At 63.7% G+C, this 23,080-nt stretch carries 27 protein-coding genes and 1 pseudogene; 15 read left to right on the top strand and 13 right to left on the bottom strand.

Going from position 1 to position 23,080, the window contains the following annotated elements; translation table 11 throughout:
• The first annotated feature begins 1 nt into the window (after position 1).
• Positions 2–439, top strand: coding sequence for a cupin domain-containing protein (locus DY201_RS07495; RefSeq protein WP_115730663.1), 438 nt, complete (start codon positions 2–4; stop codon positions 437–439).
• Here the strand turns inward: DY201_RS07495 and yddG are convergent.
• Together yddG and DY201_RS07485 are read right to left on the bottom strand one after the other, a co-directional pair.
• Positions 436–1,332, bottom strand: coding sequence for an aromatic amino acid exporter YddG (yddG, locus tag DY201_RS07490; protein WP_115730662.1), 897 nt, complete (start codon positions 1,330–1,332; stop codon positions 436–438). The genes DY201_RS07495 and yddG overlap by 4 nt on opposite strands.
• A 137-nt stretch (positions 1,333–1,469) precedes the next feature.
• The gene (locus DY201_RS07485; RefSeq protein WP_115730661.1) at positions 1,470–2,252 is read right to left on the bottom strand and encodes a DUF3108 domain-containing protein; all 783 of its coding nucleotides are present in this window, start codon (positions 2,250–2,252) and stop codon (positions 1,470–1,472) included.
• Positions 2,253–2,501: 249 nt separating this feature from the next.
• On the opposite strand from DY201_RS07485, the gene rpmB reads away from it, so the two are divergent.
• The 6 genes from rpmB (at position 2,502) to DY201_RS07455 (ending at position 6,240) form a co-directional block, all read left to right on the top strand.
• Entirely contained in the window at positions 2,502–2,798 is a 297-nt protein-coding gene (gene rpmB / locus DY201_RS07480; protein ID WP_115730660.1) for a 50S ribosomal protein L28, read from the top strand.
• Positions 2,799–2,917: 119 nt separating this feature from the next.
• Positions 2,918–3,595 carry a queuosine precursor transporter gene (locus tag DY201_RS07475; RefSeq protein WP_115730659.1) on the top strand — a complete coding sequence of 226 codons (678 nt, stop codon included), beginning with the start codon at positions 2,918–2,920 and terminating at the stop codon, positions 3,593–3,595.
• A 109-nt stretch (positions 3,596–3,704) separates the two neighbouring features.
• On the top strand, positions 3,705–4,595 hold the full coding sequence (locus DY201_RS07470; protein ID WP_115730658.1) for a LysR family transcriptional regulator: 891 nt from the start codon (positions 3,705–3,707) through the stop codon (positions 4,593–4,595).
• A gap of 100 nt (positions 4,596–4,695) precedes the next feature.
• Positions 4,696–5,058, top strand: a complete 363-nt coding sequence (locus DY201_RS07465; protein ID WP_115730657.1) for an antibiotic biosynthesis monooxygenase — start codon at positions 4,696–4,698, stop codon at positions 5,056–5,058.
• Positions 5,059–5,072: 14 nt separating this feature from the next.
• Entirely contained in the window at positions 5,073–5,702 is a 630-nt protein-coding gene (locus DY201_RS07460; RefSeq protein WP_115730656.1) for a DsbA family oxidoreductase, read from the top strand.
• A gap of 88 nt (positions 5,703–5,790) precedes the next feature.
• Positions 5,791–6,240 (top strand): GNAT family N-acetyltransferase, encoded by a 450-nt coding sequence (locus DY201_RS07455; RefSeq protein ID WP_115730655.1) that lies wholly within the window; start codon positions 5,791–5,793, stop codon positions 6,238–6,240.
• A gap of 6 nt (positions 6,241–6,246) precedes the next feature.
• On the opposite strand, the gene DY201_RS07450 is transcribed toward DY201_RS07455, so the two are convergent.
• Positions 6,247–6,675 carry an Lrp/AsnC family transcriptional regulator gene (locus DY201_RS07450; protein ID WP_115730654.1) on the bottom strand — a complete coding sequence of 143 codons (429 nt, stop codon included), beginning with the start codon at positions 6,673–6,675 and terminating at the stop codon, positions 6,247–6,249.
• Positions 6,676–6,797: 122 nt separating this feature from the next.
• Here DY201_RS07450 and DY201_RS07445 point away from each other — a divergent pair, with 122 nt between their 5' ends.
• The gene (locus DY201_RS07445) at positions 6,798–7,898 is read left to right on the top strand and encodes a saccharopine dehydrogenase family protein (protein ID WP_115733651.1); all 1,101 of its coding nucleotides are present in this window, start codon (positions 6,798–6,800) and stop codon (positions 7,896–7,898) included.
• A gap of 139 nt (positions 7,899–8,037) precedes the next feature.
• Here DY201_RS07445 and DY201_RS07440 read toward each other — a convergent pair whose 3' ends face one another.
• The 5 genes from DY201_RS07440 to DY201_RS07420 form a co-directional block, all read right to left on the bottom strand.
• Entirely contained in the window at positions 8,038–8,409 is a 372-nt protein-coding gene (locus DY201_RS07440; protein WP_115730653.1) for a nuclear transport factor 2 family protein, read from the bottom strand.
• A 48-nt stretch (positions 8,410–8,457) separates the two neighbouring features.
• On the bottom strand, positions 8,458–9,579 hold the full coding sequence (locus DY201_RS07435) for an esterase-like activity of phytase family protein (protein WP_245431919.1): 1,122 nt from the start codon (positions 9,577–9,579) through the stop codon (positions 8,458–8,460).
• The gene (gene cobT / locus DY201_RS07430) at positions 9,576–11,474 is read right to left on the bottom strand and encodes a cobaltochelatase subunit CobT (protein WP_115730652.1); all 1,899 of its coding nucleotides are present in this window, start codon (positions 11,472–11,474) and stop codon (positions 9,576–9,578) included. The genes DY201_RS07435 and cobT overlap by 4 nt, the downstream gene beginning before the upstream one ends.
• Positions 11,475–11,486: 12 nt before the next feature.
• Positions 11,487–12,473, bottom strand: coding sequence for a cobaltochelatase subunit CobS (gene cobS / locus DY201_RS07425; protein ID WP_115730651.1), 987 nt, complete (start codon positions 12,471–12,473; stop codon positions 11,487–11,489).
• A 116-nt stretch (positions 12,474–12,589) separates the two neighbouring features.
• On the bottom strand, positions 12,590–13,216 hold the full coding sequence (locus DY201_RS07420; RefSeq protein ID WP_115730650.1) for a J domain-containing protein: 627 nt from the start codon (positions 13,214–13,216) through the stop codon (positions 12,590–12,592).
• 141 nt (positions 13,217–13,357) lie between these two features.
• Between DY201_RS07420 and DY201_RS07415 the strand changes: the two genes are divergently transcribed.
• Both DY201_RS07415 and DY201_RS29805 read left to right on the top strand, forming a co-directional pair.
• Entirely contained in the window at positions 13,358–13,660 is a 303-nt protein-coding gene (locus DY201_RS07415) for a BolA family protein (RefSeq protein WP_115730649.1), read from the top strand.
• 80 nt (positions 13,661–13,740) lie between these two features.
• A pseudogene (locus tag DY201_RS29805) lies at positions 13,741–14,005 on the top strand (low molecular weight phosphatase family protein); the annotation flags it as partial.
• A gap of 6 nt (positions 14,006–14,011) precedes the next feature.
• On the opposite strand, the gene DY201_RS07405 reads toward DY201_RS29805, so the two are convergent.
• The 3 genes from DY201_RS07405 to DY201_RS07395 are packed head-to-tail and all read right to left on the bottom strand — an operon-like array spanning position 14,012 to position 16,649.
• Positions 14,012–14,920: an HlyC/CorC family transporter gene (locus DY201_RS07405; RefSeq protein WP_115730648.1), complete on the bottom strand. Its 909-nt coding sequence runs from the start codon at positions 14,918–14,920 to the stop codon at positions 14,012–14,014.
• Positions 14,917–16,029: a 3-dehydroquinate synthase gene (gene aroB / locus DY201_RS07400; protein WP_115730647.1), complete on the bottom strand. Its 1,113-nt coding sequence runs from the start codon at positions 16,027–16,029 to the stop codon at positions 14,917–14,919. Before aroB ends, DY201_RS07405 begins: the two co-directional genes overlap by 4 nt.
• Positions 16,026–16,649 carry a shikimate kinase gene (locus DY201_RS07395; protein WP_115730646.1) on the bottom strand — a complete coding sequence of 208 codons (624 nt, stop codon included), beginning with the start codon at positions 16,647–16,649 and terminating at the stop codon, positions 16,026–16,028. The genes aroB and DY201_RS07395 overlap by 4 nt, the downstream gene beginning before the upstream one ends.
• 132 nt (positions 16,650–16,781) lie before the next feature.
• Here DY201_RS07395 and DY201_RS07390 point away from each other — a divergent pair, with 132 nt between their 5' ends.
• From DY201_RS07390 to DY201_RS07370, 5 genes are all read left to right on the top strand, one after another.
• The gene (locus DY201_RS07390; RefSeq protein WP_115730645.1) at positions 16,782–16,931 is read left to right on the top strand and encodes a histidine kinase; all 150 of its coding nucleotides are present in this window, start codon (positions 16,782–16,784) and stop codon (positions 16,929–16,931) included.
• Positions 16,928–17,839 carry a site-specific tyrosine recombinase XerD gene (locus tag DY201_RS07385; RefSeq protein ID WP_115730644.1) on the top strand — a complete coding sequence of 304 codons (912 nt, stop codon included), beginning with the start codon at positions 16,928–16,930 and terminating at the stop codon, positions 17,837–17,839. Before DY201_RS07390 ends, DY201_RS07385 begins: the two co-directional genes overlap by 4 nt.
• A gap of 98 nt (positions 17,840–17,937) precedes the next feature.
• On the top strand, positions 17,938–18,888 hold the full coding sequence (locus tag DY201_RS07380; RefSeq protein ID WP_115730643.1) for an acetyl-CoA carboxylase carboxyltransferase subunit alpha: 951 nt from the start codon (positions 17,938–17,940) through the stop codon (positions 18,886–18,888).
• Between the two features lie 297 nt (positions 18,889–19,185).
• Positions 19,186–20,454, top strand: coding sequence for a L,D-transpeptidase family protein (locus tag DY201_RS07375; protein ID WP_115730642.1), 1,269 nt, complete (start codon positions 19,186–19,188; stop codon positions 20,452–20,454).
• A 5-nt stretch (positions 20,455–20,459) separates the two neighbouring features.
• Complete coding sequence (locus tag DY201_RS07370; RefSeq protein WP_115730641.1) at positions 20,460–20,693, top strand: sulfurtransferase TusA family protein; 234 nt, start codon at positions 20,460–20,462, stop codon at positions 20,691–20,693.
• Positions 20,694–20,714: 21 nt separating this feature from the next.
• On the opposite strand, the gene DY201_RS07365 is transcribed toward DY201_RS07370, so the two are convergent.
• Together DY201_RS07365 and DY201_RS07360 are read right to left on the bottom strand one after the other, a co-directional pair.
• On the bottom strand, positions 20,715–21,854 hold the full coding sequence (locus DY201_RS07365; RefSeq protein WP_115730640.1) for a CobW family GTP-binding protein: 1,140 nt from the start codon (positions 21,852–21,854) through the stop codon (positions 20,715–20,717).
• Positions 21,851–22,999, bottom strand: coding sequence for a D-alanyl-D-alanine carboxypeptidase family protein (locus DY201_RS07360; RefSeq protein WP_115730639.1), 1,149 nt, complete (start codon positions 22,997–22,999; stop codon positions 21,851–21,853). Before DY201_RS07360 ends, DY201_RS07365 begins: the two co-directional genes overlap by 4 nt.
• Positions 23,000–23,080: the final 81 nt, after the last annotated feature.

The raw sequence follows: 23,080 nt of genomic DNA, 5'->3' as shown, positions 1-23,080 counted from the left end.
CATGAGGGCTCAGGAGATCATCGCCACACTCGGCATGCAGCGCCACCCCGAGGGCGGCTGGTATGTCGAGACCTTTCGCGACAGCTCTCAAGGCGGGCCGCATGGTCTGCGCGGCAACCAGACGGCGATCTATTTCCTGCTGGAGCACGGCGACGTCTCGCACTGGCACCGCGTCAGGGATGCCGCCGAGATCTGGCATTTCCATGCCGGGGCGCCGATCGAGCTCAGGCTGTTCCGCGAGGGCGGCGACATCGTCGCCCACACGCTCGGCATCAACATAACAGCGGGCCAACGGCCGCAACGCGTGGTGCCCTCAGGCTGGTGGCAGACGGCGCGCAGTTTGGGTGACTGGACGCTTGTCGGCTGCACCGTCTCGCCCGGCTTCGAGTTCGCCCAGTTCGAGCTGGCAGAGCCCGGTTGGGAGCCGAGTGTCGGCTAAGCCCCTGCCCCGTCGGCGGCCGTCCCCTTGCGCTCGCCGAAGATCAGCGATTTGGCCGCCAGCACCGCACCCCCGGTGATCAGCACGCAGGCGGCGAGGATGCGCAAGCTCGGTTCGGCAAAACCGGCTGATATCAGCACCAAAGTCGACAGCAGCGGCGCGGCATAGCTTGCCGCGCCGAGCACCTGGATGTTGCCGCGCTTGACACCGATGTCCCAGGCATAAAAGGCCGCACCGACGGGCATCAGGCCAAGGCCGAGCACGGCGAGCCACTGGCCGGCATTGGCCGGCAGCACCGTCTCCTCGAGCGCCAGATGGCAGGCAAGCGACAGCACTGACGTCGCCAGGCAGAACCAGGTGACGATTGTCGTCGGCACCGAGGGAAAGCGGCGCGACAACAGCGAATAGCCCGCCCACAGGAAGGCGCAGGCAAAGGCCATGGCGTAGCCGAAGGCGAAACGCGGCTCGAAGGCCAGCCCGCCGCCCTTGGTGACGATCAGGAAGGTGCCGGCAAGGCCGAGCAGTGCACCGGCAATGTGGTTCCAGCGTAGGCGCTCGCCTGGCATCAGCGCCGAGCCGAGCACGATGAACAGCGGCCACAGATAGGCGATCAGGCTGGCTTCGACCGCCGGCGCGTTGCGCAGCGCGGTGAAGTAGAAGAAGTGGTAGCCGAACAGCCCGACGATGCCGATGACCCAGACCTGGGCCGGGATCTTTGCAGGCGTCTCGGTTTTCGGCATGAACAGGCGGGCAACGAGGCCGACGCAGGTGCCGATGGCAAAGGTGATCGCCGACATCAGGAACGGCGGCACCGTGCCGGAGGCGTCGGTGAGCAGCGCCAGCAGCGCCCACATGGCGACAGCCGAAAACCCAATCAATGTCGCGCGCCCCACACACCCCTCCCGGCGCCTCGGCGCCTCAAACCCGCTTCATTTCAAGCGCCGGCCCTAGGCCGGCTTGTTTGGTGGAGCATGATCCTGTCCGAAAAGCGGTAGCCACTTCCAGGGATCATGCTCGTTCGGCATCATGCTCAGTCGATCGCTTCAAAACGCCGGGCCTTGACGGTGATCGTGCCGATCTGCGTGCTGACCGTGGCATAGATGGGGGCATATATGCCGGTTTTGCCGAGCGGCGCAAACGTCACCATGATGCGCGAGCGGTCGCGCAGGAAGGTCAGCGCCTTCTTGTCGGTGCGGTAGCCCGAGACAGGCTGGAAGCCCATGCGGCAGGTGACCGTCTCGCCGGCAAAACCCTTGACCGACATCGTCTTGCGCGACACCTCGGTCAGCCTGAGGTCGGCGCGCAATTCGCCGTCATAGATCTTGACCGTGCGGCCGCAGACCTTGTCCAGGCTCGGTGCGCGTATGACGGTTGCGGCGATCGGATCGGCGACGCCGCGCAGGTCGTTGGCGCCGAGCGGAATCCAGGTCTTGCCGCGCTTCCTGGGCGCCGGCACGACCTCGGTGCTGACGACACGGTCACCGGAGAAGCCGACCGCGACAAGCGAACTGACCTTGCCCGAGACATAGTCGGCGCGGAAGGCGCGCGGCTTGGTGCGGCCGTCGCCGAAACTGCCGCGCGACGAGATCGTGCCGCGTGTGTCGTCGAAGAACGCCGCCAGGCCGGCACTGGAGACCTTGCCTTTCACGACATAGGAGTTGCCTTCATAGCTGCTGTCGAAGGTCGCCTTGGCAACTGGAATACCGAGGAACGACAGGGAATAGTCGCCGCTGAAGGATTTGCCCGCAGCCAGCAGCGGCGATGGCAAAAGGGCCAGGGAGACGGCGAGCAGGACAGGCAAAAGGCGGGGCATCGTTGGAAACACCTCATCGTCAGCGGAAGCTGACTTCGCGCTGTTCGTGTCCCTTGTGATCGGTTATAGAACCAATTCCGGCCATTCTGTGGAGTTGGGGACAACGCCCGGAAACCACCACGACGCTTGACGCGTCCGCGAAATGCAACTATGGAACGCCAACTTTTTCCATGAGGCCGCCTGACTGAGACCGCGCGCCATATCGGTGCGTTATCGTCGCTTGGTCCGCCAGAACTGAAGGTAAGTAACATGTCCCGCGCTTGCGAACTCACCGGCAAAGCCGTCATGACCGGCAACAATGTGAGCCACGCCAACAACAAGACCCGTCGGCGCTTCTTGCCGAACCTGGTCAATGTCACGCTCATCTCCGAGACGCTGAACCAGAACGTGCGCCTGCGCATTTCGGCCAACGCCCTGCGTACGGTCGAGCATCGCGGTGGCCTCGACGCCTTCCTGGTCAAGGCAGATGCCGAAGAGCTGTCGCAGCGTGCGCGCCTGCTCAAGAAGCAGATCGCCAAGAAGAACGCCGAGCAGGCCGCAGCCTAATCGTCAAATCAGGCGGGGGACACCGCCTGGAGCCTCTGACGGCCGCAAGGACGATGGAGGCTCCGCCCAATCCGCCGGGCACTGCCCGTAAAGCTGGTTCCATTACCCAGGATAAAAAAATGAACTCCGGTTCAAGATATCTGCCTTTCGTGGCGGCCATGGCGCTTGTCGTCGTCGCTTCCAACATTCTCGTCCAGTTCCCAATGCAGGGACAGGTCGGATCTCTGGCGCTTGCCGATGTCCTGACCTGGGGCGCCTTCACCTACCCCTTCTCATTTTTGGTCACCGACCTTGCCAACCGCCGCTACGGGCCAAGGCTGGCGCGGCGCATCGTCTTTGTCGGCTTCATGGCCGCAGTGCTCTGCTCGATCGTCGCCCCGCCGCTGCTGTTCCGCTACGGCCTGGTTCCCTTCGACACCGCCGCTGATCGTTTGGCGCGCATTGCCGTTGCCTCGGGTGCCGCCTTCCTGACTGCCCAATTGCTCGACATCACCGTGTTCAACTGGCTGCGCCGGCAGAGCTGGTGGCGCGCGCCGATCTTCGGCACGCTTGTCGGCTCGGTGTTCGACACGGCGATCTTCTTCGGTGTCGCCTTTGCCGCCGCCTTCGCCTTCCTGGGCCCCGAGGACGCCTTTGCGCTGGAAGCAGCCCCCCTGTTCGGCGTGCTGTCGATGGAAGCGCCGCGCTGGGTCTCCTGGGCGCTGGGCGACCTCACGGTAAAGCTGTTGATCGCGCTGTTCGCGCTCATCCCCTACCGCCTAATCGCCGCGCGCTGGACACAACCGGCGCTGGCATAACCCCCACACAGATAAGACAGCTGTCCCAAGAGCAGCCGATCGGCTGCTCTTGCATGTCGGGCGCCGCCGAATAGGCTGCCGGCTCGCGCCACGGCATGACAGGCAGATAATGGCTCTCGATTCGGTTGATCTTTTCCTTGAGGTCGTTCGGACCGGAAGCTTTTCCGGCGCGGCCAGAGCCACAGGCATCCCGGTTTCCACCGTGAGCCAGCGTATCGCCGCACTCGAAACCCGCCTCGGCAGCACCTTGCTCAAGCGCACGACACGACGCCTGGCATTGACCGAAACCGGCGCCAGCTATCACGAGGTCGCATCGCGGGCGCTCGCCGAGCTGCGCGGCTTCGAGGCCGAGCTGACGGACACGGCTGCAGGTCTGAGCGGCAAGCTCAGGCTGGCGAGCACGATCGCCATGGACGATGTACTGGCGCCGTTGCTGAGCAGCTATCTCGAGACATATCCTAAAATGTCGCTCGAGCTGCATCTGAGCGGCCGCAACACCGACCTGTTCGCTGACGGCATCGACATCGCCATCCGGGTCGGCGCACTGCGCGACGATTCGGGGCTGGTTGCACGTGCGCTCGGCAGTACCGCACCGGAGCTCGTGGCGTCGCCCGGATATCTCGCGGCACATGCGCCGATCAGCCATCCCGGCGACATCGACGCCGGTCAGCTGATGTCCTTTGCCGGACATGGCACGGCACAGCTTCGCCACGCCAACGGCGACGTCCACGAACTGCGCATCGCCGGTCGTTTCGCCGGCAACCAACTTTCATCGTTGCGGCACCAGGCCGTTGCAGGCCGTGGGATCGCGCTGCTCCCTGCTCCGTTCCTGAGCAAAGAACTGGCCAGTGGCGAGCTTGTGACGGTGCTGCCCGAGTGGCGCGGCGAGGCACAGCCGATCCACATCATCTATCTGCGTCAGCGCATCGTCTCCAGGCGTCTGCGCTCCTTCATCGACCACGTCATCGCGCATTTCCCGCGCCAGCTGTTCGCCGGCTGATCTTCCGTCGATCCGGAAGCTGCATCCTGGAAGCTTCGGCTAATCCGGCTGGCCACCTTTCCTTACCTTCGGCTCATCGAAGCTTGGAAAGGACAAGCAGATGCAAGACACCCAAGGTTTCTATTCGATCATCGACTACACCGTGGACGGCGCCCAGACGCAAAGCGAGCTGATAGACGCCTTCGCCGACCTGCAGGAAAGATGGGTGCGTTTCTATCCCGGCTACAAGTCGGCACACCTGTATGCCAGTACCGACGGCAGGCGCGTCTACAACATCATCCACTGGGAAAGCGAAGCGGCGCACCGCGAATTCGAACGTGTTTCGGACAATGCCGCGCGCATCGCCGCGATCCAGGGCGTGATCGACGGCCTCAAGGGCAAGGCAGAGCCCAGGATGAGCGGCCCGCCACGTTACAACCTCGTCCGTGAAGTCTTGCCCGGCTCGCCCCCGATCGACGCCTGAGCCGGGAGGATATCATGCGGATCGAGATACATGCCGACGTGTTGTGCCCGTGGAGCTATATCGCCAAGCGCCGCCTCGAAGCGGCTTCGGCGCTTGCCGGCGCGCCGATCGAGATAGTGTGGCGGAGTTTCGAGCTGTCGCCAGAAGGCGGCCCGATTCCCGGCGACAGCGCTGCCGATATGATCAGACAATGGCGAGGCGACGCCGCCGAGGCGCGGATCGCCCAGATCACCGCGCTAGGCGCGGCGGAGGGCACCAAGCTCGACCTTGAGAACGCGCGCCCCGTCAACAGTTTCGACGCACACCGGCTGGTTCATCTCGGTGCCGCAGCGGGCAAGGCCGACGCGGTCATGGAACGCCTGCTGCGCGCCTATCACAGCGAGGCCGAGAACATCGCTGTGACAGGCGTGCTGAACCGGCTTGGCCGCGAGGCCGGGCTTGACCCGCGTGCTGTGGCCGACTTGCTTGCCGGCGAGGAATTCGTCGATGCCGTGCGCGCCGACAAGCGCCTCGCGATCGAACGCGGCATATCGGGTGTGCCGGTGATGGTCCTCCCCGGGGCAGCACCGACATCGGCGGTCAAGCCGGTCGCGGAGCTTGTCGGCTTGCTGCGAGAAGCGGCAGCTAGCGAGCCTGGAACGTAGGCACGGCACTTGCCGCGACGACCAGGGACATGCTTGCTTAATGCATCGCGACAATTGTCGCGGGCATTACGTCAGACACGGTGGACATATGATCATTACGCTACGCCCGCTCGACGATACCGAACGGGCAAGAATGCTTGAACTGCAGGTCTCTCCCGCACAGCAGGATTTTGTCGCCAGCAACGAAGATTCGATCGAGGAGGCTGATGACGGCAACCATTGCGTGCCGTTTGCCATCTATGCCGATGACCAGCCGGTCGGTTTCACCATGTATGCGCTCGATCCCGACGACGGCAATTACTGGATCTACCGACTGATGATCGACCAGCGCCACCAGCGGCGCGGCTATGGCCGTGAGGCCTTGCTGGAGATGCTGAAGCTGATGTCGAAGCTGCCCGGCTGCGACCATGTCACCTTGAGCGTCGTGCCGGAGAATGAAACAGCGATGGCGCTGTATCGCCAGACCGGCTTCCACCCGACAGGTGAAATCATCGGCGGCGAGGTCGTGTTCCGTCACGACATGCCTGGCACCGGCTGAAACAGCTCAGCGGTCTATCCGCGTCGACAGGATGATCGAAGACAAGGTGCGCTCGACGCCTTCGAGCGCACCGATGCGGTCGATCAATGCGTCGAGGTCGCGCACCGACGGCGCCTCGACGACGACGATCATGTCGAAATTGCCGCTGACCGAATGCAGCGTGCGCACTTCGGGAATACGCTTCAGAACCGCCTCGACTGCTGCAGAAACCTTGGGCAGGGCCGTGACCAGGATGTGGGCTCGGACGAGGTTCTTCTCGTAGTCGGGCGACAGCATGACGCTGTAGCCTGCGATCACCCCGCGCTGCTCCAGCCGCTCGATGCGGCTTTGTACCGTCGTTCTGGAGACGCCGAGCTTGCGCGCCAGCTCGGCAGTCGAGGCACGCGCGTTGTCGCGCAGCAAGGTTAGCAGGGCACGGTCAGGGTCTGTCGTCATTTCGTCAATACCATACGTCGTTTCGCTTAAAACATATCGGCTTTTCGGCAATATCGATACTGCCTTTCGACGAGACGCGGACTTAGAATCCGCGCGAAATTCCAGTTGAAGGGGACATGACCATGAAACAGATCGTTGTCGTAGGCGCAGGCAAGATCGGCTCGACCATCGCCGATATGCTGGCTGAAACGGGCGACTACCAGGTAACCGTGGTCGATCGCTCGCAGGCGGCTCTCGATTCGCTCGAAACCGGCAACGCCGTCCAGACGCTGAAGGTCGAAATCGCCGAGGCCGGCGCGCTCGACGCTGTGCTGGCCGGCAAGTTCGCCGTGCTTTCGGCAGCCCCCTTCCACCTCACCACCCGCATCGCCGAGGCTGCCGCCAAGGCCGGCGTGCATTATCTCGACCTGACCGAGGACGTCGCTTCGACCCGCATCGTCAAGGAATTGGCGACGACCGCCAAGAGCGCCTTCATTCCCCAATGCGGCCTGGCACCGGGCTTCATCTCGATCGTTGCCAACGACCTCGCCAAGCGTTTCGATTCGCTGGAAAGCGTGCGCATGCGCGTCGGCGCGCTGCCGCAGTATCCGTCCAATGCGCTCAACTACAACCTGACCTGGAGCACCGACGGCGTCATCAACGAATATTGCGAGCCCTGCGAAGCGATCGTCGAGGGTTCGCTGGTCGAGGTGCCGCCGCTCGAGGAGCGCGAGGAATTCTCGCTCGATGGCATCACCTATGAGGCGTTCAACACCTCGGGCGGGCTTGGCACGCTCTGCGAGACCTACAAGGGCAAGGTGCGCACGCTGAACTACCGCACCATCCGCTATCCCGGCCATGCCGCGATCATGAAGGCGCTGCTCAACGACCTCGGCCTGCGCCACCGCCGCGAAGTGCTCAAGGACATCCTGGAGAACTCGCTGCCGGCAACCATGCAGGACGTGGTGGTGATCTTCGTCACCGTCAGCGGCCGCAAAGGCGGGCGCCTGCTGCAGGAAAGCTACGCCAACAAGATCTACAGCCGCCAGATGGGCAAGATGGTGCGCAGCGCGATCCAGATCACCACCGCTTCCGGCATCTGCTCGGTGCTCGACATGCTGGCCAACGGCGCGCTGCCGCAGCAGGGCTTCATCCGCCAGGAAGACATCGCGCTCGACGCCTTCCTCGCCAACCGTTTCGGCCACAACTACGCCCAGGCCGCGGCAAGCCATCTGGCAGCCTGATCACGCAACACCTTACGGGGAGGATACCCCGGAGGTCCGACTTATCCAGCGAGGGGTTGGGGGACCCCTCGCTTTCTTTTTGCCTGAATGGCTGTTGTGGCTACTATTGCCGCAGCCACGATGGGCGTCTTCAGCCAGATCAGATCGCCGTCATTGGCCCGAAGAAGCCGATGATGCGCTCGATGCGTTCCCCGTCAGGCGCCAGTTCGACAAAGTCTATGCCTTCGGGCATCGGCGTGCCGTCGGCCTCGATGACGCGCCAGCCGAACCGGGCAACTCTGTGATGAACGTCGACCACTGTTGTGCGAACGATTTTCGCGCCGGGACGGCTGGCCCGGATCTTCGCGATATGCGCCAAAAGCTCATCCGCGCCGACAGTATCCGCACGCGGGTCGGTGTAGCTTGCCTGCTCGGCCCAGACGGCTTCCAGTAGCGCCTTGCGCTGCTCTTGGTCGTCCTCGTTCCAGACCGCGCAGTAGCGGTCGATCACACTTGTGACATCGGACGACATGGCCGGACTCCCGCATCGCAAGCATCGACAATAGCCGAAAATCGCTGCTTAATCGCCATGGAGGATGAATTCCAGGTAGAGATTGCGCTGGAGGATCGAATGATTGTCATCCGAGACCAGCGACACGATCAGCGCCCCGTCGCTGCGCTGCCAGACGTCGAGCCCTTCCATGTTGTCGATCTGGTAGCCCATATTGGCTTCCAGCAGTACCGGGCCGTCGGCGACCTGGTCCATGGCGATGGTTTCAGACGCGATGCGCCTGAGCCGCATCTTGACGCCCGATGCCATCGAGAAGCTGCGTTCGAGCAGCAACAGGTCGCCATCTGGCAGGAAGGCGCCGTCGGTGATGTCGAACTCACCGTTGCGCTTGACAGTGAAGACGCCCTTCTTGGGCCCCTCGATGATCGCGGCGAAGATGTTACCTGCCTTGTCGAGGCTCTTTTCCGACACCACGACCAGCCCGCCCTTTTCGGCGGAATAGGCGACGGTCTCGAAGCCACGATTCGTGCGCAGCTCGTTGCGTGGCACGAGGAAATCGAGCTCGCGGAACGGCGCGCCGATGTTGTCGGGATCGATGCGATACTGGGCGATGCGGTGGGTGCGCTCGAAGCCGACGGTGGCAATACCGTCCTTGACCGCGAGGCCTTCAGCATCGGCCTGCCATTTTTTCTCGATGGCGTCGCCGGAGCTGTCCACCATCTGCACCATGCGGAAATTCTCGATCCCTGTCGGGCGCAGGGCGGAATCGCGGGCGACGCGGCCGAAATACCAGAAACCGGTGTCGGCGACGCCGATGAAATCGCTACCCGGCTTGAGAAAGCGGAAGGCCGAAAGCGCACCGAGATTGCGCGACGACGAGGTCATTTCAAGGCCGCCGACGAATTCGAGCGGACCGAATATCTTCTGGTCGAGGCCGATCTGGAAGCGAGCGATGGGACGGGCTGATATCTCGATGCGCTCGATGTCAGGCTGTTCGGCGCGCGAAGAGGCAGTGAGCGAGGTCGAAAGCGCGAGCGTCGCCAGGGCAGCACAAGCAAGATGCCGCAGCCGGGATAGGGCGCTGCCGCTTTTCTTCGAAACGCGGAAACGCTCTATCTTCTTGTTTTTGCGCAATTCCGGACGGAAAACCGCTGCACACTTTTCCTGGAATTGCCCTGGCGACAAGATCATCCGGCGCGCCGGAAGCCGCCGCGGCGGGTTTCACGCGCGCTTTCCTCACCGAACAGCGAGGCGAGTTGCTCGGTCATGGCACCTGCCAGTTCCTCGGCGTCGACGATGGTGACGGCGCGGCGATAATAGCGCGTGACGTCGTGGCCGATGCCGATGGCGAGCAACTCGACCGGCGAGCGCGTCTCGATCAGATCGATGACGGCGCGCAGATGGCGCTCCAGATAATTGCCCGGGTTCACCGACAGCGTCGAATCGTCGACCGGGGCGCCGTCCGAGATCATCATCAGAATCTTGCGCTGCTCCGGCCGCGCGATCAGGCGCTGGTGCGCCCAAAGCAGCGCTTCGCCGTCGATGTTTTCTTTGAGCAGGCCTTCGCGCATCATCAGGCCGAGGTTACGGCGCGAACGCCGCCATGGCGCATCGGCGCTCTTGTAGATGATGTGGCGCAGGTCGTTGAGGCGGCCGGGGTTCGGCGGCTTGCCGTCCTTCAGCCACTTCTCGCGCGCCTGCCCACCTTTCCACGCACGGGTGGTGAAGCCAAGGATCTCGACCGAGACGCCGCAGCGCTCCAGCGTGCGCGCCAGAATGTCGGCGCAGGTGGCAGCGACAGTGATCGGGCGGCCGCGCATCGAGCCGGAATTGTCGAGCACGAGCGTAACGACCGTGTCGCGGAACTTGGTGTCGCGCTCTTGCTTGAAGGACAGCGGCTGCATCGGGTCGATGACGACACGCACAAGGCGCGCCGGATCGAGATAACCCTCTTCGAGGTCGAAGTCCCAGGAGCGGTTCTGCTGCGCCATCAGGCGGCGCTGCAGGCGATTTGCCAGGCGGCCGACGACACCAGACAGATTGGCAAGCTGCTTGTCGAGGAAAGCGCGCAGACGGTCGAGCTCGTCCTCGTCGCAAAGTTCCTCTGCGCCCACCGTCTCGTCAAAGGCGGTGGTGAAAACCTTGTAGTCGATTTCGCGCGGCAGGTTGGCGAACGGATTGTCCTGGCGACGCGCCTCGCCTGGCGTCTCGGAATCGACGTCATCGTCGTCGGACATCTCGTCGGAGGTGGCATCGGACGCCTCCATCTCGCCGGACTGCTCTTCGTCGGCGGAGGATTCGGCATCTTCGGACTGTGCCTGCTCGGAGCCGGAATCGTCCTCGCCGCCCTCCTCGCTCTGCTCCTCGCCTTGCGGCTGATCGTCGTCCTGGTCCTCGTTGTCCTCGGTCTCCTGGTCGTCGCCATATTCCTCGGCCATCTCGAGCGAGGCCAGCATGTGACGGACGACACGGGCGAAAGCCTGTTGGTCCTCGAGGCTGCCGAGCAGTCCGTCGAGATCGCCACCGGCCTTCTGGTCGACCCATTCGCGCCAGAGCGAGACCATGCGCTCGCCGCTCTTGGGGACCGGCTGGCCGGTCAGCTTCTCGCGCACCATCAGCGCCAGCGCTTCCTCGAGCGGCGCTTCCGACTGTTCGGTGACGTCGGCGAGATTGGCCTTGGCGTATTTGTCCTCGAGCATCGAGGTGATGTTCTGCGCAACGCCTGTCATGGCGCGGCTGCCGATGGCCTCGACACGAGCCTGCTCGACGGCGTCGAAAACAGCACGGGCCTGCTTGCCCTCGGGCGCCAGGCGGGCATGGATGCGGCCGTCGTGGCAGGCGCGCTTCAGCGCCATGGAATCGCCGAGGCCACGGGTGACGGCGATGTCACTGGGCGAGGCCTTCTTGGGCAGCTCGGGCAGGCGGGCACGATTGCCGGCAAGCGCCGGCCGCTCCTTGGCAAAGGCCACTTCGAGGCCGTTGTCGCCCGAAATGGCACGCATGCAGACGGTCATCGCGCGCTTGAAGCTGTCGGCTTCAGAGCCCGTCTTCGACTTGTTGCGTGTGTTGTCGCCTGGCCCCGCCATCTGAGCCTGTTCTTATCCCAGCACGACGTTGGCGGATGACTCCGGCAGATCTTCGCCGAAGGCGCGCTGGTAGAACTCGGCCACGACCGAACGTTCGAGCTCGTCGCACTTGTTGAGGAAGGTGAGCCGGAACGCCATGCCGACATCGCCGAAGATCTCGGCGTTTTCGGCCCAAGTGATGACAGTACGCGGGCTCATGACAGTCGACAGGTCGCCATTGATGAAGGCCGAGCGCGTCATGTCGGCGACGCGGACCATCTTGTTGACGATCTCCTTGCCCTTGGCGTCGCGGTAATGCTTGGCCTTGGCAATGACGATGTTCACTTCATTGTCGTGCGGCAGGTAGTTCAGCGTCGTCACGATCGACCAGCGGTCCATCTGCGCCTGGTTGATCTGCTGGGTGCCGTGATAGAGGCCGGTGGTGTCGCCGAGGCCGACGGTGTTGGCGGTGGCGAACAGGCGGAATGCCGGGTGCGGACGGATGACGCGGCTCTGGTCGAGCAGGGTCAGGCGGCCCGACGATTCCAGAACGCGCTGGATGACGAACATCACGTCGGGACGGCCGGCGTCGTATTCGTCGAAGCAGAGTGCGACATTGTGCTGGTAGGCCCAGGGCAGGATGCCGTCCTTGAACTCGGTGACCTGCATGCCTTCCTTGACGACGATCGCGTCCTTGCCGACCAGATCGATACGGCTGACGTGGCTGTCGAGGTTGACGCGGACCATCGGCCAGTTGAGTCGGGCGGCGACCTGCTCGATGTGGGTCGACTTGCCGGTGCCGTGATAACCCGACACCATGACGCGGCGGTTGTAGGCGAAGCCGGCGAGGATCGCCATGGTCGTTGCCTTGTCGAACAGGTAGTCCGGATCGATGTCGGGCACATGCTCCGACGAGGCCGAATAGGCCGGTACGACCATCTTCGACTCGAAGCCGAAGGTGTCTTTCACCGACACCGTGGTATCAGGCAGATTGGTGATGTCGCGATCGACCTTGTTCATAGCGTCTCCACGCGCGTGGTTTCAGGCCACGCCGGCAATCGAATTTTCTTCGGGGGCGGTCATAAAGCCTTTTCCGACCAGATGAAAGTTGGAAAAAGGCCGCGACCGCGGCTGGCTCAACACAATCCCGCTTGCTTGAGCACGCGATAGGCCTGGAGCACGTCCCTGAAGCGGTCCTCAGACCCCCGGTCACCGCCATTGGCATCGGGGTGGTGGCGTTTGACCAGTTCCTTGTAACGCGTCTTGATGTCGGTGGCAGTGGCCCTGGTATCGAGCCCCAGCGTCTCCAGCGCCTTGGCTTCCAGGGGCTTGGCCTTGCGCTGGCGCGGTGCGCCCTGCCCGCCGAACACGTTGCTGGAATCGCGCATGCGATTGTAGTAGCCGGCGCGGCCCGAGCGCTGCTGGGCAAAATCAGGTGCCGAGCGCGCCGCGCCATTGGAAGCTGCGGACGCATTGGAACCGATGGTCCAGGTCGGCCGGTGGCCGGTCAGCGCTTCCTTCTGGAAGCGCGCGATGTCGCCGTCGGCGAGGCCGGAGAAATAATTGAAGCCCTTGTTGTACTCGCGCACGTGGTCGAAACAGAAGCGGAAGTACTCGCCTTCCTTCATCCGGCCGACAGGCGCCTTGTGCGTTCCCGGCTGCTTGCAGCCGTCCCACTGGCAGGCCGGCGCGTGCGACTTCACCTCCGCTTCCGGATCAGGCCGGACGCGGATCTTGTCGAAATATTTTGGGTACGGCTTCATCTGATTGTATTTACCGCCTCTTGGCGCGGCGAAACAAGAATTGACATTTCAAGGATGTTGGCCCTAACGCCTGATTTGCGGCCCAATTTTGCCCGAGGGCACGATTTGCCGCGGCGACACATGTGGTGAAAGGCGAGACCGATGTCCATACAGGCGACCATCGAAACGAAGCTGAACCAGGCATTTTCGCCCGAACGGCTCGTCGTGCTCAACGAAAGCCACTTGCACGCCGGCCACCACCATGTCGACGGCGGCCATCACGCCACCTTCGACGGGTCAGGTGAAACGCATTTCCGCATCCGCATCGTCGCCCCGGCCTTTGCCGGTATGAGCCGCATCGACCGCCACCGCGCCGTCAACGATGCGCTTTCAGCCGAACTCAAGGCCGGCCTGCACGCGCTGGCGATCGAGCCGGCGGCCCCCGGCGAAGCGACGCGCTGGTAACAGCTCTTTCCAACGGCTGTTGAGCGCAGAGCAGGCGACGCGCCGTCATTTGGCCGTCACTTGTATCCGTTGGTCTGGATATATGGATGGTCTGTGACGACGCGGCGGGTGAAGCCTGCCCGGTCTGGCTCGGCCATCCGGCCAATGCGCATTGGGGTATCGAGGATCCGAGCCACGTCGAAGGCACCGACCTCGAAAAGGAAGCAGCCTTCGTCACCGCCTTCAAATACATGCGCAACCGCATCAGGGGCCTTCAACGCACTGCCCATCGCCGGCCTCGACCATCTGGCGCTGACCTCGCAGCTCGACGACATCGGCAAGATGGAAGGCTCAAGTTCTCGCTGAACGTAGTCAGCGCGGCGATTGCGGCTCGACCACAGCAGGCCTGATCCTGATACGCGCGAGGCGGTTCTTATCGCGTTTCATGACGATGAAGCGCTTGCCGTGGAAGGTGAAGGCCTGTTTTTCCTCGGGGATCGACTGGGTCTCGTGGATGACGAGCCCGGCGATCGTCGTCGCCTCGTCGTCCGGCAGGTGCCAGTCGAGCGCGCGGTTGAGGTCGCGGATCGGCACGGTGCCGTCGACGACCACCGAGCCATCGGCCTCCTGCTTGACGCCCTGGACGTCGATGTCGTGCTCGTCGGCAATCTCGCCGACGATCTCTTCGATGATGTCTTCGAGCGTCACCAGCCCTTCGACCTCGCCATATTCGTCGACGACGATGGCGAAATGCGCCTTGCGGCGCAGAAAGGCGTTGAGCTGTTCCTGAAGCGTCGTCGTGTCGGGCACGAACCACGGCTTGGAGGCGACCTTCGGCACATCGACCCTGGAATAGTCGCCCTCGACGTCGTTGAGCGCCCGCAACAGGTCCTTGGCGTGGACGACGCCGACAATGTTGTCGATCGAGCCGCGCCACAACGGCATGCGCGTATAAGGGCTCTGCAGGATCTCGCGGACCAGCGCCTCGGACGCGATGTCGGCATTGACCGAGCGCATGGCCGTGCGGTGGACCATGACGTCGGAGACTTCGAGCTCATGCAGGTCGAGCAGGCCGCCGACCTGGTCGCGGTCCTGCTTGACCACCTGGCCGTCGCGGTGGAAATCGTCGACAGCACCACGCAGTTCGTCATGGGCGGAGCGCTGCGGCGTCAGCGCCAAAAGCTCGTAGCCCAGCGATGCGAGCAGACGGTCGCGGAACGCCAGGGCCAATAAGATCAGCCCCGCCAGAATGCCTGCGACGATCCAGCCTGCATCTATCATTCCTGACGATTCTCCTTGAGAAACGACACGACCTCCGAGGCCGGCACGTCCTTGGCGATGAAGGACTGGCCGATGCCGCGGGTGAGGATGAAAGTCAGCGCACCGCGCGAAACCTTCTTGTCCTGGGTGATGTAGTTGAACAGCGCCTCAGCGTCCGGCAGCGAGCCGGGAATGTCGGACATGCGCCACGGCAGGCCGACGGCGCGCAGATGCGCCTCGACGCGGGCCGCATCATCTGGGCTTGCAAGATTGAGGCGGGCCGAGAAGCGATGCGCCAGCGCCATGCCGATGGCGACGCCCTCGCCATGGACGAGCCGCGAACCGTCATAGGCGGTGGCGGCTTCGAGCGCGTGGCCGAAGGTGTGGCCGAGATTGAGCAAGGCGCGGTCGCCGGTTTCGAACTCGTCGCGGGCAACCACATCGGCCTTGGCGCGGCAGGACTGGGCGATGGCCTCGATGCGGGCCGCACCGCCCGAAAAGACCTCCTGCCAGTTGTTCTCCAGCCAGGCGAAGAAATCCGGGCGGTCGATCAGGCCGTATTTGGCGACCTCGGCATAACCGGCGCGGAATTCGCGCAGCGGCAGCGTGTCGAGCGCGGCGGTATCGGCCAGCACCAGCTTCGGCTGATGGAAGACGCCGATCAGGTTCTTGCCGCGCGGGCTGTTGATGCCGGTCTTGCCGCCGACCGACGAATCGACCTGGGCCAGAAGCGAGGTCGGCATCTGCACGAAATGCATGCCGCGCCTGACGATGCCGGCGGCAAAGCCGGTGAGATCGCCGATGACGCCGCCGCCAAGCGCGATCACCGCATCGCCGCGTTCAAGCCGGGCAGCGATGATCTGGTCGACCACGGTTTCGAGCGAGGCGAAGCTCTTGGTCTTTTCGCCGGCCGGCAAGGTGATCACCGCAGGCGCATTGCCGGCAGCGATGAGGCTTTCCACCAATGGTTCGAGATGGGCGGCAGCGACGTTTTCGTCGGTAACGATCGCCGTGCGCGCCTTGGGCAGGCGCTTGTGGATCAGCTCGCCGCCACGTCCGATCAGGCCGGGGCCGATCAGGATGTCATAGGCGCGGTCGCCAAGTCCGACTTCGACAGTGACGACGCTCATTCGTGATCCTCCGAGCCTTCCGAAACGTGAATCCTGCCGGGCACGCCGAAATGGCTGCACAGCGCTTCGATGACCTCGCTGGCGATCGCCTCCTTGCGGTCGTCGCGCGTCGCGACCGTCAGGTCGGCAAGGCCATAGACCGGGTAGCGCTCGTCCATCAGCTTGGAAAGCACCGCGCGCGGATCGGCGTTCTGCAGCAGCGGCCGGTTCTGCTTCTTGGAGACGCGCTCCATCAACAGGTCGAGCTCGGCCTTGAGCCAGATCGATACGCCGTGGCCTGAAATCGCTGCACGGGTCTGCGCATTCATGAAGGCGCCGCCGCCGGTCGACAGCACCTGCGGACCGTTCTCCAGCACGCGGCCGATGACGCGCTGCTCGAGCGCGCGGAACTCGACCTCGCCATAACGTTCGAACAATTCGGGAATGCTCATCCGCGACACGCTTTCGATCTCGTGGTCGCTGTCGATGAAGCCGAGTCCGAGTGCCTGCGCGACCTTGCGGCCGATGGCCGTCTTGCCCGCACCCATGAGGCCGACGAAGACGATCGAGCGCGTGCCCAGCCCTTCAAGCAGGGCGGTGACGGAGCCTTCGGGAAATGGTGTCTGCGCGTCGGGTGTCATGGCGTCCCTTTCGCCGGCGTATCGACATGAAAAGCCCCGTTGCGTCAAGCGCATGAGGCCAAACGCGCCCTTGAATTGCCTGAAGCGGCGTCCCATAAGGGCACAGGATAGGACAGACGGGCAAACACATCGATGCCGACACTTTTCCGGTTCCTTGTCACGCTCGCTGTTCTGGCGGGCATCGCTTACGGCGCCATGTTTGCGCTGGTGATGTTCGTCGAGCCGAAGAAGGCCGAAATCACCGTGCGCATTCCACCGGAAAAGCTCGCGCCCAAAAAATGAAAAGCGGCGCGCGCATCGAGGCCTTCCTTGAAATGATGAGCGCCGAGCGCGGTGCCGCCGACAACACGCTTTCGAGTTATCGCCGCGATCTCGAAGACGCCTCGGAATTTCTCAGTGGACGCCTCGCCGATGCCGATGCCACGGCCATCCGCAGCTATCTCGACGACATTGCCGGCCGCGGCTTCGCTGCGACATCCCAGGCGCGCAAGCTCTCAGCCCTCAGGCAGTTCTTCCGCTTCATGTATGCCGAAGGCCTGCGAACCGACGATCCGACCGGCGTGCTCGACAGCCCGAAGAAGGACCGTCCGCTGCCCAAGACGATGAGCGAGGCCGAAACCGGCCGGCTGCTCGACCGCGCGGCGATGGAAGCCAGCGAATCCGCCGAGGGCGACAGCCTGGCCGCGACCCGGCTGCACGCGCTTGTCGAGGTGCTCTATGCCACCGGCTTGCGCGTTTCGGAGTTGGTCAGCCTGCCGCTGACGGTGGCGCTGCGCGACGAGCGCTTCTTCGTGGTGCGAGGCAAGGGCGAGAAGGACCGCATGGTGCCGTTGTCGGCCAAGGCGCGCGAGGCGATGCGGGCCTGGCTCGACCAGCGCAATCGCCATCCCCGGCAGGTCGACAGCCCATTCCTGTTTCCGGCTTCGTCCGAGAGTGGACACCTGCCGCGCCAGGTTTTTGCCCGCGACCTCAAGGGCCTTGCGGCGCGTGCCGGCATCGCTTCGGCAAAAATCTCGCCGCACGTGCTGCGTCACGCCTTTGCCAGCCACCTGCTGCAGAATGGTGCCGACCTGCGCGCCGTCCAGCAATTGCTTGGCCATTCCGACATTTCGACCACGCAGATCTATACCCATGTTCTGGAAGAACGGCTGCTGAAACTGGTCAACGAGCATCATCCGCTTGCCGATTAGGGCCCATATCGCTATGTGAGTGCCACGTTCCACTGGCGCGGTGCCACATTCCCCGGCCCCCGGTGCCTCAAATTTTCAGCGTGGTAGTCCGCTCGCCAATGTACAATTACCTCGATTTCGAAAAACCGGTCCAAGATCTCGAAGGCAAGATCCTCGAGCTCAAGAAGCTTGCCGAAAATGGCGAGGCCGTCGATGTCGGCGACGAGATCAAGCGGCTGGAGAAGCGCTCGCGTGATGCGCTGCGCGACGCCTACAAGGCACTGACGCCGTGGCAGAAGGTCCAGGTGGCGCGCCACCCCGACCGTCCGCATTGCCTCGACTACATCAACGGCCTGTTCACCGATTTCACGCTTCTGGCCGGCGATCGCAATTTCGGCGAAGACAATGCCATGGTCGGCGGCTTTGCCCGCTTCCGCGGCGAGCCGGTGCTGGTGCTCGGCCAGGAAAAGGGCAACGACACCAAGAGCCGCCTCAAGCACAATTTCGGCTCGGTCCGCCCCGAAGGCTACCGCAAGGCCGTGCGCCTGATGGAAATGGCCGACCGCTTCAACATCCCCGTCGTCATGCTTGTCGACACCGCGGGCGCCTATCCGGGCGTCGGCGCCGAAGAGCGCGGCCAGGCCGAAGCCATTGCCCGCTCGACCTCCGCCTGCCTCGGCCTCAAGGTGCCGTCGATTGCTGTGGTCATCGGTGAAGGCGGTTCGGGCGGCGCAATTGCCATTGCCACCGCCAACCGCGTCTTCATGCTCGAACATGCGATCTATTCGGTGATCTCGCCTGAAGGTGCAGCCTCCATCCTGTGGCGCGACACGACACGCTCCAAGGACGCGGCGACCAACATGAAGATCACCGCGCAGGACCTGCTCTCGCTCAAGATCATCGACAAGATTATCGAAGAGCCGCTGGGCGGCGCCCACCGCAACGCCGAGGCGGTCATTTCGGCCACCGGCGACCTGATCGCCAAGACGTTCGGCGAATTCAACGGCTCGAACATCGATTTCCGCGAGCAGCGGCGCGAGAAGTATCTCGCCATCGGCCGCAGCCTCTGAGCATCGGCCCGACGATCGGAAACGATTTTGGGAAAAAGCACGATACGCAGCCTGTGCCCGATACGCAGCCTGTGATTGCGTAAACTGTGGCCTGAACGGGCCACGGCATGGTTTCGCCACAAAATTGCCGCCTCGCCCGGTTCAATGAACTTGCCGTGATTTTTCGCGCGTGGGACGGGCCAGGAACTTGCGGTAAGGATTTTTCAAGGTTAACGACCCTAAGGTCGAGGCAGTAACAGGACGGGCCGGTCGTTGGCGCATGCGCCATGACTGCAATCAGAGACGACATTTAGACCGATGATCGCCAATATCGCACGCGCCGGATTGCTTCTCGCTGCCCTTGCGGTAGCCGGCTGTTCGGAATCTTCCGTGACCGACTTCGTGCCGCAGCACGCCAACAGGCAGCTGCCGGCCAAGATCGTGGCCGAAATGAAGGCCAAGGGCATGAACAAGAGCTCGCCTGTGCTGGCGCGCGTGTTCAAGGAAGAGGGCAAGCTGGAAGTCTGGAAACAGAAGACCAACGGCCGCTACGACATCATCGCCAGCTACGATATCTGCAAGATGTCGGGCAAGCTCGGCCCGAAATTCACCGAGGGCGACCGCCAGTCGCCGGAGGGCTTCTACACCGTGCGGCCGGGTCAGATGAACCCGAACTCCAGCTATCACCTCGCCTTCAACATCGGCTACCCCAATGCCTTCGACCGCGCCAATGGCCGCACCGGCTCGAACCTGATGGTTCATGGCGCCTGCTCGTCATCAGGCTGCTTCTCGATGACCGATGCGCAGATCGAAGAGATCTATGCCTTCGCGCGCGACGCCTTCAAGGGCGGCCAGACCGAGTTCCAGGTCCAGTCCTATCCGTTCCGCATGACCCCAGCCAACATGGCGCGATATCGCAACGATCCGAACTACAAGTTCTGGGCGATGCTGAAGGAAGGCTACGACCACTTCGAAATCACCAAATCACCGCCGAAGGTCGACGTCTGCGAAAAGCGCTATGTCTTCAACCAGATCCCGGAAGCCGGCGGCACGTTCAATCCGACCGGCGCCTGCCCGGCAGTGACCCAGCCGCAGGCGCTGCAGACCGCCTACCAGGCCTATAAGAGCAAGTATGACGCTGCTTTTGCCAGCGCCACCGGCGGTGACATTCCCGCGCCCAAGCCGACGATCGCCGGCATCAAGGAAGCGGCCATCGTTTCGGACTGGACCAAGAAGCGGGCGCGCGGCGAGCGTGTGCCGATCGAGCCGCCATCGCTCAACCAGGATGGCACCGTGACGGTCACCGCCCGCATGGGCCGCATCGATTCGGCCGAAGGCCGCCGCATGGCAGCGCTCGATGCCGCGGCGGAAGCCAAGAAGAAAGCGGCCGAAGAAAAGGCCCAGGCCGTCGCTGCCGCCAAGGCAGCCAAGCTTGCCGCCCAGCAGGAAGTCGTGACCGCCACCGTGCCGCAGCAACAGCCTGTGGTGACAGAAGTGCCGACGCAGGCCGCCCAGGTGGCACCGGTCGAAGAGGCAGGTGCTGCCACCAAGCTCAAGAAGAAGCTGCTCGGCCTGTTCGGCAGCTGACCAGCGTGAGCGAAACCACCGACATTTACGATCTCAGGGGGCTCAACTGCCCCCTGCCCGTGCTCAAGGCCAGGCGCCGCCTCGCCGACATGGCATCGGGCGAGCTGTTGTGGCTCGAAACCACCGACCCGCTCGCCGTCATCGACATCCCGGCCTTCTGCCAGGAGGCCGGCCACCGGCTGGTCGAAACCAGGCCGGCCACCGGCGGCCACCGCTTTCTCGTCGAACGCGGCAGCTGATTTTCGGCAAAATTTGGGAAACTACAGCCCGGCGATCGCCAGCGGGTTGTTTTCCATCGCCTGACGGTCCGGCGTGTCGATGGCAGGCTTGTTGACGAAGGCTGCAAACAGCCGTTCGACATAGTCGCGCGGCAGGTCGATGCCGATCAGCACCAGCCGCGTGCCGCGCACGGCATCCGGCCATGACGGCAGGCGTGCCGGCGGATGCAGCAGCTTCTGCACGCCGTGGATGACCAGCGGCCGCTCCCGGTCCTCAATCAGCTCGACGATGCCCTTGATACGCAATAGCCTGTCGCCCTGGGTCGAAAGCAGAAGGTCGAGAAACATCTCGACGGTCGAAAACGGCAGCGGCCCTCCATGCGTCAGCGAAAACGAGCCGATGCGGGCATCGTGGCCGTGAGCGTGCTGATGATCGTGATCATGGCCGTGATCGTGGTCGTGGTGATGATGATGGTGATCGTGCTCGCCTTGGCCGTGATGGTCATGCGCATGCGCCTCGCCGAGCCAGCGGCGCACATCGGCGGTCTTGCTTGTCGGGTCGTAGAGCCCGCACTGCAAAAGCCTGGCCACAGCGGCGTCGACCGCGCGGATTTCGGCGCCCGGATTGATGCGCAACAGCCGCGCCTCAAGCGCATCGAGCCATGCGGCATTGTCGACGAGATCGGCCTTGGTCAACACGATGCGGTCGGCCACCGCGACCTGCTTGACCGCCTCGACATGGGCGTCGAGGGTCGCCGAACCATTGACCGCATCGACGACAGTGATGACGCCGTCGAGCCGGAAGGCATGAATAAGGGCCGGATGGCCCATGATCGACTGCAGCACCGGCACCGGATCGGCAAGCCCGGTGGTCTCGATCACCACCCGCGAAAGCCTGGCGATGCGACCGGTCTGCAGCCGGTCGACGAGATCGGCCAGCGTATCGACAAGTTCGCCGCGCACGGTGCAGCACAGGCAGCCATCGGACAGTTCGATGACCCCGTCGGAGGCCTTTTCGACCAGCAGGTGGTCGATGGCGACGTCGCCGAACTCATTGATGATGACGGCGGTGTCGGTGAGCTCGGGATCCTTGAGCAGGCGGTTGAGCAGCGTCGTCTTGCCGGCGCCGAGAAAGCCGGTCAGCACCGATACCGGGATCGGGAACGCTGCCTGCGAGTTCACGAGCGCGCCTGGACGTTGGCAGCGACTGGGGCTGCACCGACGGGTGCCGGCCGGTCGGGACGCCAGGTCGGCAGCGGCACGCCTGTGTCGACAACGATGTCGCCGCCGCCCAACGCCTTGGGTTTCGGCCCGGTGGCGCCGCCCAGGCTGACGGTGACCCAGTTACGCTGGCGCGTCATTTCGGGAATGATCGAGACCTTGTCGGGTGCAGCCCCCGCTTCGGTCGGTGCCGGACCGTCGGACGCCGCATGCTTGGCCTTGGGCGAGCAGACCTCCTCGCGCATGCTGGTCGCCACGTCGCGGCTGTCGCCGTAAGGCGCAAGCCCAGTGACACTGACCGAGGCGCCGTTGCGGACAAAACCGGTCTGCAGCATCTTCGCCGCCTCTTCGGCACGCTTGTCGGGTGAATCGGCACCGAGCACGATGGCCGCCAGCGTGCGGCCGTCGCGGGTGGCGGTGGCGATCAGGTTGAAACCGGATTCGCAGACGAACCCTGTCTTCATGCCGTCGGTGCCGGGGAAGCGGCCGACCAGCGGGTTGAAATTCTTCAGCTTCGCCTTGCCGGCAATGATGCCTTCAATGTCGAAATAGGCGGCATATTCAGGATATTCGAGGCGGATCGCCCTGACCAGCACCGCGAGATCGCGCGCCGTGGTGTACTGGGCGGGGTCATGCAGGCCGTTGGCGTTGACCCAGTGGCTGCCCGACATGCCCAGGCGCTGCGCCTCGGCATTCATCCGTGCGGCGAACGCCTCTGACGTGCCGCCGACATTTTCGCCGATCGCCGCGGCCACGTCATTGGCCGACTTGACCATGATGATCTTGAGCGCGTTGTCGAGCGTCAGCACCGAGCCCGGCTTGTAGCCCATCTTGGCCGGCGGGAAGGCCGCTGCCTTCTTGGAGATCTTGATCGGCGAATTGAGCGCCAGCTCACCCGCCTTAACGGCGCGGAAGGTGGTGTAGGCGGTCATCAGCTTGGTCAGCGAGGCCGGATGCCAGCGCTTGAACGCCTCCTGGTGCTCGATGACGGCACCCGAATTGACGTCGAACAGCATCGCCGGATTGGCCGACACGGGCGCAGCACTGAGCACGGTTGCGGCCGCCAGGCCAAGGAGCATGCTTTTGACGAACCTAATCTTCATCATCAAATCCGAAATCGCCTCTTGCCGATCATAGCCGGCCGTCCATAAGATTTCCGTAAACCGGGATGGCAACGCGCTGGCCGG

The sequence above is a fragment of the Aminobacter aminovorans genome (assembly GCF_900445235.1).
GTDB classification, from domain to species: domain Bacteria; phylum Pseudomonadota; class Alphaproteobacteria; order Rhizobiales; family Rhizobiaceae; genus Aminobacter; species Aminobacter aminovorans.
This window is presented reverse-complemented; position numbering and strand designations above follow the sequence as displayed.